The following is a 16,783-nucleotide window of genomic DNA, read 5'->3' as shown; positions in this document are numbered from 1 at the left end:
CGGGGACGCATAAGCTGGCGGCAACGAATTATTAACCATGCTTCTTGAATGGCCATTAACTGCAACGTGGTTACTGGACGTTCAACGAAATCACTCGAATGCGAAGGAGAGGCGGCATGCGCCGTATCGCGAAGTTTGCAACTAACCCCGTCGTCGTGGCCCTCGTCGCCACCATGGCAATCGCCGGCTGCGCCTCGAAGAAGAGCCCCAACAGTGCCGCCGACCTCGGCCTCGGCGGCGCCGGTGCGGCCACGCCCGGCTCGAGCCAGGACTTCACCGTCAACGTCGGCGACCGCATCTTCTTCGACACCGACTCCTCGTCGATCCGCGCCGACGCGCAGGGCATCCTCGCCCGCCAGGCACAGTGGCTGAATCAGTACCGCCAGTACGCGATCGTCGTGGAAGGCCATGCCGACGAACGCGGCACCCGCGAGTACAACCTCGCACTCGGCGCCCGCCGCGCCGCCGCGACCCGCGACTACCTCGCCTCGCAGGGCGTCGCCGCCAACCGCATCAAGACCATCTCCTACGGCAAGGAACGTCCGGTCGCCGTCTGCGACGACATCTCCTGCTGGTCGCAGAACCGCCGCGCCGTCACCACGCTTTCGGGCGCCGGCAGCTGATAGCGGCAAGACTGCAACACCTGAAGCTTGAAGGGCGGCCTGCGGGCCGCCTTTTGTTTTGCCCGGCTGCCGAAACAAAATTTGGCCGAAGTCTCGCGTCCTGATAAATGATGCGGGCGCTTCGGCGCGAAGCAATCATTCGGTTCCACGGCGAGAGGCTAATGCATTTTCGATCGATCCTGAGCGGCACACTTGCCCTCCTTCTCTTAACCGGGGCCGCGGCGCATGCGCGCGACGGCATCGGCATCGACCTTCCCAAGATCGGCCTGCCGGGCGTGTTCGGCAGCAAGAGCCAGAGCGACGAAGGCACGGTGCAGCTCGCCCAGGCGGGCGATCCGCGCGTCACCGCCCTCGAGGAGCAGATCCGCAAGCTCAACGGCTCGCTCGAGGAACTGAACTTCCAGATCCTGCAGATGCAGGAACAGATGCGGAAGATGCAGGAAGACAACGAGTTCCGCTTCCAGGAGCTCGAGGGCAGCGGCGGGCAGCAGAAGAAGTCCGACGCCTCCGGCAATTCCAACACCTCCATCGTCGAGGCGCCCGCGGCGCCTCGACCCAGCCAGTCGCAGCAAGCGGCCGGCACGGCGTCGCCCGCGGCGGGCGACGACCAGGGCGGCGGGGAGGTGATCGTGGAACAGGGCACGGGCGAGCCCGGCCAGGCCGCCCCAGGTACCGGCGCGCCGCCGCGGACCTTCGGCACAATCACCGTCGACGCCGACGGCAACGTCGTTTCCGGCTCCGCCAACGAGCACGTCGAGACCGCGCCCGCGCCAGCGGTGCAGCCCGCAGCACCGGCCCCCGAAAGCTCCACCGGCACGGATGTCGCCGCCCTGCCCGCGACCGACGATCCGGACGAGCTCTACCGCAATTCCTACCAGTTCGTGCTGTCGGGCGACTACAGCACGGCCGAGCAGGGATTCCGCGACCACATCTCCCGCTTCCCGGCCGACCCCAAGACCGCTGACGCGCGCTTCTGGCTCGGCGAGGCCCAGCTCGGCCAGAAGAAGTACCGCGACGCGGCCGAGACCTTCCTCAGCGCCAGCAAGGAATATCCGAAGTCCAAGAAGGCGCCCGAGATGATGCTCAAGCTCGGCATCTCGCTGGTCGGGCTCAAGCAGCGCGACGTCGCCTGCGCCACCTTCAACGAGATCGGCAAGCGCTACCCGAACGCCTCCGGCGCCATCAAGGAACGTGTCAAGCAGGAACGGGCTCTCGCCGCGTGCTGACGCCGGTGATCGACGCCGACCTTCTCCGAAACTTCTCCGAGTTCGACTTCGCCGCGCAGCGCACGGTCGTCGCAGCGGTCTCCGGCGGCAGCGATTCCACTGCCCTTCTCATCCTTCTCAAATCGCATCTGGACCTGCACGCGCCGTCGGCTCGGCTGCTTGCCGTCACCGTGGACCATGGGCTGCGCCCCGGCTCGGGCGCCGAAGCCGATCAGGTCGCCCAATTCTGCGCCGCCCGCTGCATCGACCACCGCAACATGCGCTGGACCGGCGACAAGCCCGCGACCGGGGTGCCGGCCGCGGCGCGCGATGCGCGCTACGATCTCCTGGCGCAGGCGGCACGCGAAGCCGGCGCGAGCGTCGTCGTCACTGGCCACACCGCCGACGACCAGGCCGAGACGGTGCTGATGCGCGCGGCGCGCGGCGCCGGCCGCGGCAGCGCCGGCATGGCGGCCGCGACCTTGTTCGACGACGAGGTCTGGATCCTGCGCCCGCTTCTCGGCGTTCGGCGCGAGCGGCTGCGCGAGGCGCTGCGGGCGCAAGGCGTCGGCTGGCTGGACGACCCGACCAATGTCAACGAAAGCTACGAGCGCCCGCGCCTGCGCAGCGCCCTCAGGGACGGCGACGGCCGCATCGAAGCGGCGCTTGCCGAAGCGCGACAGGCCGGGGCGGCGCGCGCCGATCTCGGCCGGCGGGCGGCGCAGTTGATCGACTGCCATGCGAGCCGGGCCGCGCCCGGGCTGATCCGCCTCGATCCCGCCTTCCCGACCGCCGCCGACAAGGAGGCTGCCGTCTACGCCCTGCGCATCCTGGCCGCCGTCGCCGGCGGCACGCCGCAGCTGCCGGACGAGCGGCGGGCCGTCGGCCTGCTTGAGCGGCTGACGGAGGCCGGCCGGCCGCAAGAGCCCCGCCGCGCCACATTGTCGCGCGCGCTGATCGACGCCCGCCGAACGGGCATCTTCCTGCTGCGCGAGGCGCGCGGCCTGCCCGCCCCGGCACCGCAGCGCGGTGGCACGTGGGACGGCCGCTACCGCATCGCCGCCCGGCCCGATCTCGACCAACATACGCTGGCGCCGCTCGGCAGCGCGGCTGCAAAACGCGCCGGCGAAGCGGGCGACGCACCCGAAAGCCTTGCAAGGTCTGCACTCGCGGCCGAGCCTGCCCTGTGGCGCGGCGAAGAGCTGTTGGGCAGGGTCGCCGCACCCGACGCCTTGCCGCTGGCTGCACCCTGGTCGCGCTTCTTGCCGGGCTTCGATCTCGAGGCCGCCGGCGCGGTCGCAAAATTGCTCGGCGCGGCCGCGATCCCGGCCCCGCCATGCCGCGGCCATAATGGCGTTGGAGCTTAACCGAGACTTAGGGACGCGCTTGGCAATGTGGCAGCCCGTCCCTATGTTAGGGGCAAGCTTACTCTCACCAAGTGCGTTCACCCTGGACGCCGACGGGACATTCGATGAATCCGAATTATCGCAACTTCGCGCTGTGGGCGATCATAGCCGTTCTGCTGATCGCCCTGTTCAATCTGTTCCAGACCCCGCAGACCCGCGGCGCGTCGAGCGAAGTGGCCTATTCGCAGTTCCTGCAGGAGCTTTCGTCGGGCCGGATCAAGACGGTGACGATCGCCGGCGACCGCATCAGCGGCACCTATGTCGACAATTCGACCGGCTTCCAGACCTACTCGCCGGGCGACCCCACGCTGGTGTCGCGGCTCGAGGAGAAGAACGTCACCATCAACGCCCGTCCCGAGAACGACGGCTCCGGTTCGATCTTCAGCGTGCTGCTCTCGTGGCTGCCGATGATCCTCATCCTCGGCGTGTGGATCTTCTTCATGCGCCAGATGCAGTCGGGCTCCGGCCGCGCCATGGGCTTCGGCAAGTCCAAGGCGAAGCTGCTGACCGAGGCGCATGGCCGCGTCACCTTCCAGGACGTCGCCGGCGTCGACGAGGCCAAGGAAGACCTTGAAGAGATCGTCGAGTTCCTGCGCGACCCGCAGAAGTTCCAGCGCCTCGGCGGCAAGATCCCGCGCGGCGTGCTGCTCGTCGGCCCTCCCGGCACCGGCAAGACGCTGCTCGCCCGCGCCATCGCCGGCGAAGCCAACGTGCCGTTCTTCACCATCTCCGGCTCGGACTTCGTCGAGATGTTCGTCGGCGTCGGCGCCAGCCGCGTCCGCGACATGTTCGACCAGGCCAAGAAGAACGCGCCCTGCATCATCTTCATCGACGAAATCGACGCGGTCGGCCGCCATCGCGGCGCCGGCCTGGGCGGCGGCAACGACGAGCGCGAGCAGACGCTGAACCAGCTGCTGGTCGAGATGGACGGCTTCGAGGCCAACGAGTCGATCATCCTGATCGCGGCGACCAACCGCCCCGACGTGCTCGACCCCGCGCTCTTGCGTCCGGGCCGCTTCGACCGCCAGGTCGTGGTGCCGAACCCCGACATCGTCGGCCGCGAGAAGATCCTCAAGGTGCACGTCCGCAACGTGCCGCTGGCGCCCAACGTCGACCTCAAGACGGTGGCGCGCGGCACTCCGGGCTTCTCGGGCGCCGACCTGATGAACCTCGTCAACGAGGCAGCGCTGATGGCCGCCCGCCGCAACAAGCGGCTGGTCACCATGGCCGAGTTCGAGGACGCCAAGGACAAGATCATGATGGGCGCCGAGCGCCGCTCCTCGGCCATGACCCAGGCCGAGAAGGAGCTGACCGCCTATCACGAGGCCGGCCACGCCATCCTGGCCCTCAACGTGCCGGCGGCCGACCCGCTGCACAAGGCGACCATCATCCCACGCGGCCGCGCGCTCGGCATGGTCATGCAGCTGCCCGAGGGCGACCGCTATTCGATGAGCTACAAGTACATGGTCTCGCGCCTCGCCATCATGATGGGCGGCCGCGTCGCCGAGGAAATCAAGTTCGGCAAGGAGAACATCACCTCGGGCGCCTCCTCCGACATCGAGCAGGCGACCAAGCTGGCGCGCGCCATGGTCACGCGCTGGGGCTTCTCCGACAAGCTCGGCCAGGTCGCCTATGGCGAGAACCAGGAAGAGGTGTTCCTCGGCCACTCGGTGGCGCGCACCCAGAACGTCTCCGAGGAGACCGCGCAGATCATCGACGCCGAAGTGCGCCGCCTGATCGACGACGCCTATACGAGCGCCCGTTCCATCCTGACCAAGAAGAAGAAGGACTGGATCGCGCTCGCCGAGGGCCTGCTCGAATACGAGACGCTGTCGGGCGAGGAGATCAAGCAGCTTATCGCCGGCAACAAGCCCTCGCGCGATCTCGGCGACGACACGCCGACCTCGCGCGGCTCGGCCGTGCCGAAGGCCGGCTCGACCCGCGGCAAGAAGAAGGGCGAAGAGCCCGAAGGCGGCATGGAACCCCAGCCGTCGAACTGACCGGGGTCAGGACTATTGGTGGAATGCAAAACGCCGCGGGGGAACTCCGCGGCGTTTTTCATTGGACAGTACGCCCAGTCAGCGGACGATTGCATGGATGATCGAAGTGTCACGATAACCGTCGGTCCAGATTTCCAGCGTAGTCGATTTCGAAGGCACTTCGAGTTCGGCGATCCTCCGGCGAGGCACAAGTTCGATCGCAATTCGCTTGCTCGGAGTTACTAGCCGTACAGCGACAAGAAACTTGAGGCCCTCTGGCGCTGCGTTATCTGTTGTCAGGACTATTTCGGTCTCGCCATCGCTATCAGGCAGGCATCCGACCGCAATGCAACTGTCAGTTTTCCAATAGGCTCCGATACCGTCTACGTGCGGGGATACGGAGTGCTTCGCATCCAGGATGAAAACGAGCGAGTTGAGTACAGGTACGCAGCGGCGAACTTCCTCCATAGCTTCCTCGTGAGATTGTTGGTTATCCAAGCCCCTTGTCTAAGACTACACGTGAGGCAATGCGGAAAAAGGCTCTGGCGCGCTGGCGTCATAGCACTAGGCAACTGATGATCCGGAACAAAATGACCCGATCGAGTTCCAGGCTGCTTCGTACCGCAAGTGTGGCATCCCGTTGCACGGCCGATCCTGTTTATTTCGGCCCTTTCCTCTCGAGTGAAGCTTCGGGCGCTATTGCGCGCCGTGATGGAACCACCAGCAAATGGCCCTACCCCAATTCCATATCCTCGCAACTGGTCGAGCCGAGCTTGCGCTTCGCGCATCGTCGCCAAGTTTGAAGAAATGTTCCCTTCGATGGTCTCATAGGCCTGAGGGCTCGGCCGCCATCTGGGATCGATACGACCTACTTGCTGAAGCGCGGTCTGCATTTGGGCATGGCTGATCTCGAGCCTCGTCAATTGCCCGGGAGAGGCGTTAGACCAACGTGCACCAACACGAGCCCTACCTGCACTACTGGCCCGACTGGAGACTCTGGCTACAGCGCCGCCTCCATCAGTCCACTGCCCGCCATCTGGGTTGCCCCGGGGAACACGCGGTTGATCAGGCCGGTATCCCGCCTTCAGCCGCAGATGCAGTGCAAGAAGCGTTGTCTCAGCCCGAAGAATTGTGATGCCGCGCGCCAATTTGCCTACGTCTTTGTCGGATATCTCAAGCACTAGCATCCAATCTCCCCAAGCCCGCCAACACACCCATACATTGCAGGAAATAATTCCTACAGTCAATCCGCAGTCTCGCTCTACGGAATACCCAGCCCCAAAAACCCCAACGCTTTTCTAAGGTTTTATGACATAAAATCACCAAAAGTGATGTTTTTCCGGGTGGCAACTGTGGCAAAGCAAAAACGGGTGGACACCACGGGGACAGGCAAGATGGCAGGACGCTATTTCGGCACCGACGGCATTCGCGGGCGGGCCAACAAATTTCCAATGACGGCGGAAGTCGCCATGAAGGTCGGCATGGCCGCCGGGCTTTCGTTCCAGCGCGGCAGCCATCGCCACCGCGTCGTCGTCGGCAAGGACACGCGCCTTTCCGGCTACATGATCGAGAACGCGCTGGTCTCCGGCCTCTGCGCCGCCGGCATGGACGTGTTCCTGCTCGGCCCGATCCCGACGCCCGCGGTCGCCATGCTGGTGCGCTCGCTGCGCGCCGACATCGGGGTGATGATCTCGGCGTCGCACAACCCCTACCACGACAACGGCATAAAACTGTTCGGCCCCGACAGCTACAAGCTCTCCGACGAGATCGAGCAGCGCATCGAGGCGATGCTCGACGATGACGTGACGGCGCTGCTCGCCGATTCCGACGGGCTCGGCCGCGCCAAGCGGGTCGACGGCGTGCATGACCGCTACATCGAATTCGCCAAGCGCACCCTGCCCCGCTCCATGTCGCTCGCCGGACTGCGCATCGTCGTCGACTGCGCCAACGGCGCCGCCTACAAGGTGGCGCCCGCCGTGCTGTGGGAACTCGGCGCCGAGGTGATCGCCATCAATGTCGAGCCCAACGGCTTCAACATCAACCATGAGTGCGGCTCGACCCATCCGGCCGGGCTGCAGAAGAAGGTGCACGAGGTGCGCGCCGACATCGGCATCGCGCTCGACGGCGACGCCGACCGCGTGGTCATCGTCGACGAGAACGGCACCATCGTCGACGGCGACCAGATCATGGCGCTGATCGCCCAGTCGTGGCAGCAGAGCGGCCGCCTCGCCGGCGGCGGCCTGGTGGCGACCGTCATGTCCAACCTCGGGCTCGAACGCTTCCTCGGCGGCATGAACCTCGAACTGCACCGCACCAAGGTGGGCGACCGCTACGTGGTCGAGCACATGCGCGCGCACGGCCTGAACATCGGCGGCGAGCAGTCCGGCCATATCGTGCTGTCCGACTTCTCCACCACCGGCGACGGCCTGGTGGCGGCACTCCAGGTGCTGGCCTGCATCAAGCGCTCGGGCAAGCCGATGAGCGAGCTCAGCCGCACCTTCGAGCCGGTGCCGCAACTGCTCAAGAACGTGCGCTTCTCGGGCGGCAAGCCGCTGGAGGAAGCCCCGGTGATGGCTGCCATCGAGGAGGCGCGCAACCGGCTCGGCACGTCGGGCCGGCTCGTCATCCGCCCCTCGGGCACCGAGCCGCTGATCCGCGTCATGGCCGAAGGCGACGACCCGCAGCTGGTCGAAACCGTCGTCAACGACATCGTCGGCGTCATTGCCGAGAGCCGTTCGGCCGCCTGACCGAACCAATTCTTGCCGCATCAAGAAAGCCCGCCGCGAGCGGGCTTTTTTGTGCGCGCCGGGCTGCGCTCGACTTGCGCCGGCAAAGTTGCCGCCAAGCATTCGTGGTTAACCGACAGGGTTAAGCCGGCCTTAACCTATACCAAGCATTATCCACGCCGGTTAGTCATGGTCGGGCACGTAGCGGGTCCGTAAGTATAGGGTATTCATCATGCACAACTTTGGAACAAAGGCATTTGTCGCCGCGCTGCTGCTCGGCGTCGCGGCCCCGGCATTCGCGGCAGACCCGGTCGAGCCCGTCATCGAGGTCGAGCAGCCGTCCTATGGCGGCTGGTACCTGCGCGGCAACATCGGCATGAGCAACCAGTTCCTCGACAGGCTGGAATCGGAGGCTTTTCAGAATCCCGGCATCATCGACCACACCTGGCTGGACAAGGGAGACTTCTCGTCCGCCCCGATCATGGGCGTGGGCATCGGCTACAAGTTCAACGACTACCTGCGCGGCGACATCGGCGTCGAATATCGCGGCGCGGCTGACTTCAATGCGCTCGACCGGGTGACGTGGACCGGCGCGCCACCCACCACCTACACCAACGACTACAGCGGCAAGAAGTCGGAATGGCTGTTCCTGGCCAACGCCTACGCGGACCTGGGTACCTTCAGCGGCATCACGCCCTATGTCGGCGCCGGCATCGGCGCCTCGCGCAACACCATCTCGAACTTCCGCGACGTCAATGAAATCAACGGCGGCGGCGGCTACGCCAACACGACGTCGAAGTGGAACTTCGCCTGGGCCCTGCACGCCGGCATCGGCATCCAGGCCACCGAACGCATGACCATCGACCTGGGCTACAGCTACGTCAACCTCGGCGACGCGCGTACCGGCACCCTCTACAACTTCGATCCGGCGGAGCCCCCGCTTCCCGGCATCACGTTCAAGGACATCGCCTCGCACGATCTCAAGCTCGGCGTCCGTTACTCGCTGAACTAGGCTGGCAAGACATCCACCGAAGCCCTTCCAACCGCCCGGCCCACGCGCCGGGCGGTTTCGTTTTTAAGTCGGAGCGATGGGGCTGCTAACCAATCGTTATCCTTAACTGCGACTTAACCACTATGGTTAACAATGCTCCCGACGGCGGCTGGATTCTCGGGCAAAACCGGCGCCATTTCGGGAGAATGCACCCATGACGCTCAAATATCGCGCGGCACTGGCGCTTGCGGCGATGACGCTCTGGCCGTTGGCTGCGACCGCCGCCGACTACGATCCGCCGATCGTCGTCGAAGAGGCGCCCGAATACGTCCCGGTCGAAGTCGGCTCCGGCTGGTACCTGCGCGGTGACATCGGCTATGCCCTTTCGACCAGCGCCGGCTCGGCCAGCTACCGCACCTTCACCGCGCCGTCGACCTATGGCAGCGCATCCTTCGACAGCGAAGACCTGGACGGCGAGTTCACCTTTGGCGGCGGCGTCGGCTATCGCTTCACCGACTACTTCCGCGGCGACGTGACGGTCGACGGCTTCCGCGCCGACTTCTCCGGCACGACGTCGAGCACCACGCCCTGCGGCGGCCCGGTGGGCACCACCTGCCGCAGCGAGGACAGCGCCGAAATGTCGGCCATCAGCATCATGGCCAATGCCTATGCCGATCTCGGCACCTATGTCGGCTTCACGCCCTATGTCGGCGCCGGCGCCGGCTACTCCTATGTCAGCTGGTCCGATCTCGGCAGCACCAACTACTGCGTGGACGGCGGGGTCGCGTGCCCCGTCGCGCCGCCGACGACCGACACGCGCGGCGGCGCCAAGGACTGGCGCTTCACCTACGCGCTCATGGCCGGTGTCGCCTACGACTTGTCGCAGAACCTGAAGGTCGACCTGGGCTACAAGTACCGCCGCATCGACGGCGGCGACATGTTCGGCTGGAACGCCACCGATTCCGCGGCAGGCGCCAGGGGCATCCAGGGCAAGGACGGCGGCCTCGACCAGCACGAGATCAAGGTCGGCCTGCGCTACGAGATCTGGTGACCGGCGCGAACCGCGACTGTCTGCAAACACGAAAAGACCCCGGCGATCCGCCGGGGTCTTTTCGTTTCTGCGCCGTGACCGTGGATCAGAACTTGTAGGCCGCGCCGAACGAGATCGCGTGCATCTTGAGATCGGCTTCGACGTTGACGGGACCGACATCGAAGTCGTCGCTGCCGAAATCATAGTAACGGTATTCGCCACGCAGCGTGATGTTGTCGGTCACGGCATATTCGGCGCCGCCACCAATCGTCCAGCCCGTATAATTCAGATCGTAGCTCTCGCCCAGCACGTCGGCGGAGGCGCTGGCGAAGGCGACGCCGGCCGTGCCGAAGACAAGCGCCCTGTCGAAGGCGAAGCCGGCGCGGCCGCGAATCGAGCCGAACCAGTCGAGCTCGGTATCCGCCTCGATCGGGCCGACCAAGGCCGTCTCGTCGATCCACGCCTTGTTGATGTCGGCCTCGATGCCGCCAACGAAGCTGCCGGACTGGAAGTTATAGCCGGCATACAGGCCGGCGAAACCGCCATTGGCATCAAACGAATCCGACAACCCAGGGCCGATGTCCACGCTCACGTCGACATCCGTCCAGCCGTAACCGCCCTGGAGGCCGACATAGCCGCCGCTCCAGACGAAGGCCGGCGTCAGTTCCGCGACCGGCGCCGCCTCCGGTTCTACCACCGCATCGGCGGCATATGCCGTACCTGCAAGCAGCGTCAAGACCGACGCCAAGATTATCTTAATCATATCCCGCTCCATTACTTCCATTGCTTGACAGATAGCACGAACGGGGGCGGCATCAGCCTCAAATACAACCTTGCATCGCATAATTGCGGTCAATGTTGCAATCCTGTCACAACTTATACAGGAATATGTCGAGCGCCCTATCAGCATACGTAGATGAAAAGGAAGTTCGTATCTGGTACATTGGAGAATTCAAAGAATTTGGACGAGACAAATGCGGCTGACGATTCGGACGCGATGGGATGCCGCCCCGCCCGGGCTTGGCGCTGTCGCCTACCGGCCGCCCACAACAAGAGCCCCGGCATCAACCGGGGCCAAGGCGCGGCGAGGCGTCCCAGCCCGGAAGCGCGTTCCCCACAGCTGTTGCGATGGCGACGCGGACGGCAGTGGCCTCCAGTGCCACGCAAGTTTGCCGCTTGGCGGCGGCGGTACGCGGGGAATGCCGTTTCGACATGCGGCACGCAGGCGCAAACGTCACCTTGCGTCACATTGGCTATTGCGATTCCGGGCCGGTTTCTGTATCGCCGTCCGTGGGCCACCCCTCCCCAACGAGGGGCCAACTATCTGGAAGGATAGAACCACGATGACGATCGTCGCCAAGCCCGGACTCCGTCCGGCAAACCCCAATTTCTCCTCAGGTCCCTGCGCAAAACGTCCCGGCTGGTCGCTCCAGGCCCTCGCCGACGCGCCTTTGGGCCGCTCGCACCGCGCCAAGATCGGCAAGACCAAGCTCGAGCAGGCGATCGAGCTGACGCGCGAAGTGCTCAAGGTTCCCGCCGACTACCGCATCGGCATCGTTCCGGCCTCCGACACGGGCGCCGTCGAAATGGCGATGTGGTCGCTGCTCGGCGAGCGCGGCGTCGACATGGTCGCCTGGGAAAGCTTCGGCGCCGGCTGGATCACCGACGTGGTCAAGCAGCTCAAGCTCGCCGACACGCGCAAGTTCGAAGCCGCCTATGGCGAGCTGCCGGACCTTTCCAAGGTCGATTTCGACCGCGACGTGGTCTTCACCTGGAACGGCACGACGTCTGGCGTGCGCGTCGTCAACGGCGACTTCATCCCCGCCGATCGCAAGGGCCTGACCATCTGCGACGCCACATCGGCAGCCTTCGCCCAGCGGCTCGACTTTGCCAAGCTCGACGTGGTCACCTTCTCCTGGCAGAAGGTGCTGGGCGGCGAAGGCGCGCACGGCATGCTGATCCTGAGCCCCCGCGCCGCCGAACGTCTCGAGACCTACAAGCCGGCCTGGCCGCTGCCCAAGATCTTCCGCCTGACCTCGAACGGCAAGCTGATCGAGGGCATCTTCAAGGGCGAGACCATCAATACCCCGTCGATGCTCTGCGTCGAGGACTATCTCGATGCGCTGAAGTGGGCCAAGGTCCTCGGCGGGCTCGACGCTCTGGTCGCCCGGGCCGACGCCAATTTCGCCGTCATCGATCGCTTCGTCGCAAACTCGGGCTGGCTCGGCCACCTCGCGGTCGTGCCGGAAACGCGCTCGAACACCTCCGTCTGCCTGTCGATCGTCGACCCGGACGTGGCGGCACTCGACAAGGATGGCCAGGCGGCTTTCGCCAAGGCAATGGTCTCGGCGCTGGAGAAGGAAGGCGTCGCCTTCGACATCGGCGCCTATCGCGATGCGCCCCCCGGCCTGCGCATCTGGACGGGCGCCACCGTCGAGACCTCCGATCTCGAAGCCCTGATGCCGTGGCTCGACTGGGCCTTCGCCAACCAGAAAGCCGCGCTCAAGGCAGCCGCCTGACGCCCTTTACCCTCCCCCTTGTGGGGAGGGTCGATCCGCAAAGCGGATCGGGGTGGGGGTGCCTCGTCAGTCGCACTCCCATCCTGTTTCAGCCCAGTTACCCCACCCGGTCGCTTCGCGACCGACCTCCCCACAAGGGGGAGGCAGGCCAATCGCAAAGGGATAAACCCATGCCCCGCGTTCTCGTTTCCGACAAACTCTCCACCACCGCCGTCCAGATCTTCAAGGACCGCGGCATCGAAGTCGACTACCTGCCGGACCTCGGCAAGGACAAGGAAAAGCTGCTCGAAGTCATCGGCCAGTATGACGGCCTCGCCATCCGCTCGGCCACCAAGGTGACCGAGAAGCTGATCTCGGCTGCGACCAATCTCAAGGTCGTCGGCCGCGCCGGCATCGGCGTCGACAATGTCGACATCCCCGCTGCCTCGCGCCGCGGCATCATCGTCATGAATACGCCGTTCGGCAATTCGATCACCACCGCCGAGCACGCGATTGCGCTGATGTTCGCCGTTGCCCGCCAGATCCCCGAGGCCAACGCCTCGACGCATGCCGGCAAGTGGGAAAAGAACCGCTTCATGGGCGTCGAGATCACCGGCAAGACGCTCGGCCTGATCGGCTGCGGCAACATCGGCTCGATCGTCGCCACCCGCGCCGTCGGCCTGAAGATGCATGTCGTCGCCTTCGACCCGTTCCTCTCCGAGCATCGCGCCGAGGAACTGGGCGTCGAGAAGGTCGAGCTCGACGAGTTGTTCCACCGCGCCGACTTCATCACGCTGCACACCCCGCTGACCGACAAGACGCGCAACATCATCGACGCCGAGGCGATCGCCAAGATGAAGAACGGCGTGCGCATCATCAACTGCGCCCGCGGCGGCCTGGTGGTCGAGAAGGACCTGATCGCCGCGTTGAAGAGCGGCAAGGTGGCGGGCGCCGGCGTCGACGTGTTCGAGGTCGAGCCGGCCGACCAGAACGAGCTGTTCAACATGGAGAACGTGGTCTGCACGCCGCATCTCGGCGCTTCGACCTCGGAGGCGCAGGAGAACGTGGCCCTCCAGGTGGCCGAACAGATGTCGGACTACCTGACCAAGGGTGCGGTCACCAACGCCATCAACATGCCCTCGATCACCGCCGAGGAAGCCCCGAGGCTCAAGCCCTTCGTAAAGCTCGCCGAAGTGCTCGGCGCCTTTGTCGGCCAGGTGACGGAAGACCCCATCACCGAGGTCGAGATCCTGTTCGACGGCTCCACCGCGCAGATGAACACCAAGGCGCTGATCAGCGCGGCCCTCGCCGGCCTGATCCGGCCGCAGGTCGCCGACGTCAACATGGTGTCGGCGCCGATCATGGTGAAGGAGCGCGGCATCATCGTCGCCGAGGTCAAGCGCGACAAGTCGGGCGTATTCGACGGCTACATCAAGCTGACGGTCAAGACCGAGCACATGACCCGCTCGATCGCCGGCACCTGCTTCTCCGACGGCAAGCCGCGCTTCATCCAGATCAAGGGCATCAACCTCGACGCCGAGGTCGGCCAGCACATGCTCTACACCACCAACGCGGACGCCCCCGGCATCATCGGCCTGCTCGGCACGGTCTGCGGCGAGAACGGCGTCAACATCGCCAACTTCTCGCTCGGCCGCGACCGGCCGGGCGGCGACGCGATCGCGCTGCTCTACCTCGACGCGCCCTTCCCCGAGGACGTGCTGGCCAAGGTGCGCGCGCACAAGTCGATCGACTCGGCCAGGCGCCTGCAGTTCGACGTCAACGGCTTCTGAACGGCCCGAGAGATTGCCTCCCAAGGCTGAAGAGGGCGCGGCATGGTCCGCGCCTTTTTCTTTGGCCTCGCGCGGCGGCTCAACCCGGATTGGCGTTCGGCGGTTCCAGGGCCATCTTGCGGCCACTGTGCTCGGCGATCCAGATGCCGCCGAGCACCAGCGCGAAGGCGATCGCGTGGTAGAGCTGGAAGTCCTCGCCGATGATGAGGACCGAAAGGATGGTGCCGAAGATCGGCACCATGTTGATGAACAGCCCGGCACGGTTGGCGCCGATCAGCTCGACGCCGCGGATGTAGAAGATCTGCGCGATGGTCGAGGGGAACAGCACGATGTAGCCGGTGAGCAGCCAGCCCGTCGCATCCGGCAGGATCAGCCGGCCGGCATTCATCTCCCACAGCGCGAACGGGATCGACATGACGAAGGCCGATCCGGTCAGGACGATCATCAGGCTCTGCCAGTGGATTTCCGGCTTGAAGCGCAGGGCGACCGTGTAGGCACTGTAGACCAGCACCGCGATCAGCATGAGCGTGTCGCCGAAATTGACGTCGAGCATGAGCAGCGTCGTAAGATCGCCGTGGCTGGCGGTGAGCGCGATGCCGGTCAGCGACAGCACGAAGCCAAAGACCTGGGCGATCGTGACCTTGATGCGGAAGAGCAGGAAGTTGGCGGCGAAGATGAACATCGGTATGCCTGCCTGCTCGATGCTGGTGTTGATCGCCGTGGTGAAGTTGAGGGCAGAGTAGAGCGCGGCGTTGAAGACCGTGAAGCCGAGCGCCCCGAGCAAGGTGAGCAGCGGCAGGTTGCCGCGCACGGCCGGCCAGTCGAGCCTGAGCCGCCGCCAGCCGATCGCACCCAGGATGACGGCGGCGATGCCCCAGCGCAGCGCCGTCAGCAGCATCGGCGACACATGCCCGACGGCCAGCTTGCCGGCGACGGAGTTGCCGCCCCAGAACAGGGCGGTCAACAGCAACAGGACATAGGCATTTCGATGCATTCGGTCGCGCCTTCGGCGGCAGGGAGCGGGCTCTCCGGCGTAAGTGCGCCGGAGGGCCAAGTAAATGCGTCCAAAGCAGCATTTTGTTATGCCTCGGAGGGCAAAAGAAGGGTCGCGCATCCAATTGCTTGGCGCTATAGAGGCCTGTCATTTTGAACTGTTCGCGGCTTCACCCGCGAAACCGGAAGGAAAGAACCATGGCCAATGTGGTGGTCGTCGGCTCGCAATGGGGCGACGAAGGCAAGGGCAAGATCGTGGACTGGCTGTCGGAGCGCGCCGACGTGGTCGTCCGTTTCCAGGGCGGACACAACGCCGGCCACACGCTGGTGGTCGACGGCAAGGTCTACAAGCTGTCGCTGCTGCCTTCCGGCGTCGTGCGTGAAGGCAAGCTGTCGATCATCGGCAACGGCGTGGTCTTCGATCCGCACGCCTTCGTGGCCGAGCTGGAAAAGATCCGCGCCCAGGGCGTCGAGATCGGCCCGGATCGCCTGAAAATAGCCGAAAACACCGCGCTTATCCTGTCGCTGCATCGCGAGCTGGATGGTTTCCGCGAGGACGCCGCCTCCAATTCGGGCACGAAGATTGGCACGACACGCCGCGGCATCGGCCCCGCCTATGAAGACAAGGTGGGACGCCGTGCCGTGCGGGTGATGGACTTGGCGGATTTGGACACCCTGCCCCTCAAGGTCGACCGGCTGTTGACGCACCACAATGCGATGCGTCGCGGCCTCGGCCATCCCGAGGTGACCCACGAAGCCATCATGGCGGAGCTGACCTCGGTCGCCGACAAGGTGCTGCCCTATATGGACCGCGTCTGGAAGGTGCTGGACGACAAGCGCCGCGCCGGCGAGCGCATCCTGTTCGAGGGCGCGCAGGGCACGCTGCTCGACATCGACCACGGCACCTATCCGTTCGTCACCTCGTCCAACACGGTCGCCGGCCAGGCGGCAGCCGGCTCGGGCATGGGGCCGGGATCGATCCACTATGTGCTCGGCATCACCAAGGCCTACACCACCCGCGTCGGCGAGGGCCCGTTCCCGACCGAGCAGCAGAACGAGATCGGCGAATTCCTCGGCACGCGCGGCCATGAGTTCGGCGTGGTGACAGGGCGCAAGCGCCGCTGCGGCTGGTTCGACGCGGTGCTGGTGCGCCAGGCGGTCGCGGTCAACGGCATCAAGGGCATCGCGCTGACCAAGCTGGACGTGCTCGACGGCCTCGACGAGATCAAGGTCTGCACCGGCTACAAGCTCGACGGCGAACTGATCGACTACCTGCCGGCCAGCCAGGGCGCGCAGGCGCGCGTCGAGCCGGTGTACGAGACGCTCGAAGGCTGGAAGGGCACGACGGCGGGCGCACGCAGCTGGAACGACTTGCCGGCGCAGGCGGTGAAGTATGTCCGCCACATCGAGGAGCTGATCGGTGCTCCGGTGGCGCTGCTTTCGACCAGCCCCGAACGGGACGACACCATACTTGTGACCGATCCGTTTGAAGACTAGTTATTGACACCCCGGCGGGCCGCAATGTCAGGCGGAGACGCGGCC

12 protein-coding genes are annotated in these 16,783 nt (G+C 65.4%); 10 read left to right on the top strand and 2 right to left on the bottom strand.

Annotated elements, in window-relative coordinates:
* The first annotated feature begins 116 nt into the window (after nt 1–116).
* The 7 genes from pal (at nt 117) to PV773_RS11325 (ending at nt 9,981) form a co-directional block, all read left to right on the top strand.
* The gene (pal, locus tag PV773_RS11355) at nt 117–623 is read left to right on the top strand and encodes a peptidoglycan-associated lipoprotein Pal (RefSeq protein WP_340037945.1); all 507 of its coding nucleotides are present in this window, start codon (nt 117–119) and stop codon (nt 621–623) included.
* Between the two features lie 161 nt (nt 624–784).
* Nucleotides 785–1,849, top strand: a complete 1,065-nt coding sequence (gene ybgF / locus PV773_RS11350; RefSeq protein WP_347966442.1) for a tol-pal system protein YbgF — start codon at nt 785–787, stop codon at nt 1,847–1,849.
* Nucleotides 1,843–3,195: a tRNA lysidine(34) synthetase TilS gene (gene tilS / locus PV773_RS11345; protein ID WP_347966441.1), complete on the top strand. Its 1,353-nt coding sequence runs from the start codon at nt 1,843–1,845 to the stop codon at nt 3,193–3,195. The genes ybgF and tilS overlap by 7 nt, the downstream gene beginning before the upstream one ends.
* 104 nt (nt 3,196–3,299) lie before the next feature.
* A complete protein-coding gene (ftsH, locus tag PV773_RS11340) occupies nt 3,300–5,234 on the top strand; it encodes an ATP-dependent zinc metalloprotease FtsH (RefSeq protein ID WP_347966440.1) in 1,935 nt (644 codons plus the stop codon).
* A gap of 1,373 nt (nt 5,235–6,607) precedes the next feature.
* Nucleotides 6,608–7,960, top strand: coding sequence for a phosphoglucosamine mutase (glmM, locus tag PV773_RS11335; RefSeq protein WP_347966439.1), 1,353 nt, complete (start codon nt 6,608–6,610; stop codon nt 7,958–7,960).
* A 211-nt stretch (nt 7,961–8,171) separates the two neighbouring features.
* Nucleotides 8,172–8,951: an outer membrane protein gene (locus tag PV773_RS11330; protein ID WP_347966438.1), complete on the top strand. Its 780-nt coding sequence runs from the start codon at nt 8,172–8,174 to the stop codon at nt 8,949–8,951.
* Between the two features lie 193 nt (nt 8,952–9,144).
* Nucleotides 9,145–9,981: an outer membrane protein gene (locus tag PV773_RS11325; protein ID WP_347966437.1), complete on the top strand. Its 837-nt coding sequence runs from the start codon at nt 9,145–9,147 to the stop codon at nt 9,979–9,981.
* A gap of 85 nt (nt 9,982–10,066) precedes the next feature.
* Here PV773_RS11325 and PV773_RS11320 read toward each other — a convergent pair whose 3' ends face one another.
* Entirely contained in the window at nt 10,067–10,723 is a 657-nt protein-coding gene (locus tag PV773_RS11320) for an outer membrane protein (RefSeq protein WP_347966436.1), read from the bottom strand.
* Nucleotides 10,724–11,303: 580 nt separating this feature from the next.
* Here PV773_RS11320 and PV773_RS11315 point away from each other — a divergent pair.
* Nucleotides 11,304–12,479 carry a phosphoserine transaminase gene (locus tag PV773_RS11315; RefSeq protein WP_347966435.1) on the top strand — a complete coding sequence of 392 codons (1,176 nt, stop codon included), beginning with the start codon at nt 11,304–11,306 and terminating at the stop codon, nt 12,477–12,479.
* A gap of 170 nt (nt 12,480–12,649) precedes the next feature.
* Nucleotides 12,650–14,248, top strand: coding sequence for a phosphoglycerate dehydrogenase (serA, locus tag PV773_RS11310; protein ID WP_347966434.1), 1,599 nt, complete (start codon nt 12,650–12,652; stop codon nt 14,246–14,248).
* A gap of 79 nt (nt 14,249–14,327) precedes the next feature.
* Here serA and PV773_RS11305 read toward each other — a convergent pair whose 3' ends face one another.
* Nucleotides 14,328–15,242, bottom strand: a complete 915-nt coding sequence (locus PV773_RS11305; protein ID WP_347966433.1) for a DMT family transporter — start codon at nt 15,240–15,242, stop codon at nt 14,328–14,330.
* Nucleotides 15,243–15,439: 197 nt separating this feature from the next.
* On the opposite strand from PV773_RS11305, the gene PV773_RS11300 reads away from it, so the two are divergent.
* Complete coding sequence (locus tag PV773_RS11300) at nt 15,440–16,738, top strand: adenylosuccinate synthase (protein ID WP_340037958.1); 1,299 nt, start codon at nt 15,440–15,442, stop codon at nt 16,736–16,738.
* The last annotated feature ends 45 nt before the right edge of the window (nt 16,739–16,783 follow it).

This window comes from Mesorhizobium sp. CC13, assembly GCF_039907765.1.
GTDB lineage: Bacteria > Pseudomonadota > Alphaproteobacteria > Rhizobiales > Rhizobiaceae > Aminobacter.
This window is presented reverse-complemented; position numbering and strand designations above follow the sequence as displayed.